The sequence below is a fragment of the Parashewanella sp. 2304DJ23-3 genome (genome assembly GCF_056591695.1).
Window position 1 is genome coordinate 1 of record NZ_JBWQOH010000031.1, and the last position, 704, is coordinate 704.

A 704-nucleotide genomic window follows, 5' to 3' on the forward strand; every position below is an offset into this window, starting at 1 on the left:
AGTTCCCCCGTTTTAGTGGACACCTCCTTATCATCATGAGGAGGCTGTTATGCCAAGATATACTCGTCCTAAAAAGACATGGTTTTATCCAATCGATTTCAAAATAAAAGCCGTAGAGTTAAGCTTAAGAGACGATGTCATGTCTAAGGAAGTTGCCCAAGCGCTCGATATCCATCCACTGATGTTGTCTCGATGGCGTAAAGAGTATCGAGAAGGCAAGTTCGATGAAGTACAGCGTTACCAAGGCAATCAAGAGCTTATGAGTAATGTGCCGAATAAAAGAGAACTCAATAAAATCAAACAACTGCAGAAAGAAAACGAGCGCTTGAAGCAGGAGAACGACTTGCTAAAAAAGTGGCAACGGTATCTGGCGGAAGTCCATCAGAACGATTTGGATTCATCAAAGCTTTCAAAGAAAAGTTAGGTATAAAGTACCTCTGCGATTGGTTAAATGTATCTAGAAGTGGTTTTTATGCTTGGCTTAAACGCTCAGTTTCACAGCACGAGCTGAGTGACCAAGCGCTGCTGAATAAGATACGTGAAGTGTTCATTGCTAGCCAGCAAACGTACGGCAGTCCACGGGTATTTGAAGCATTAAAAAGAGCGGGCATTAAAACCAGCAAAAAGCGAGTTGCTCGATTAATGCAAGAACACGGTTTAAGGGCAAGAGCCTTAGCCACGTACAGTAAGCCAGCTAAAGTAAA

The 704-nt window shown here is 42.6% G+C and carries 1 pseudogene; it reads left to right on the top strand.

Annotated elements, in window-relative coordinates:
* Positions 1-49 precede the first annotated feature (49 nt).
* A pseudogene (locus AC1EU2_RS18750) lies at positions 50-704 on the top strand (IS3 family transposase); the annotation flags it as partial.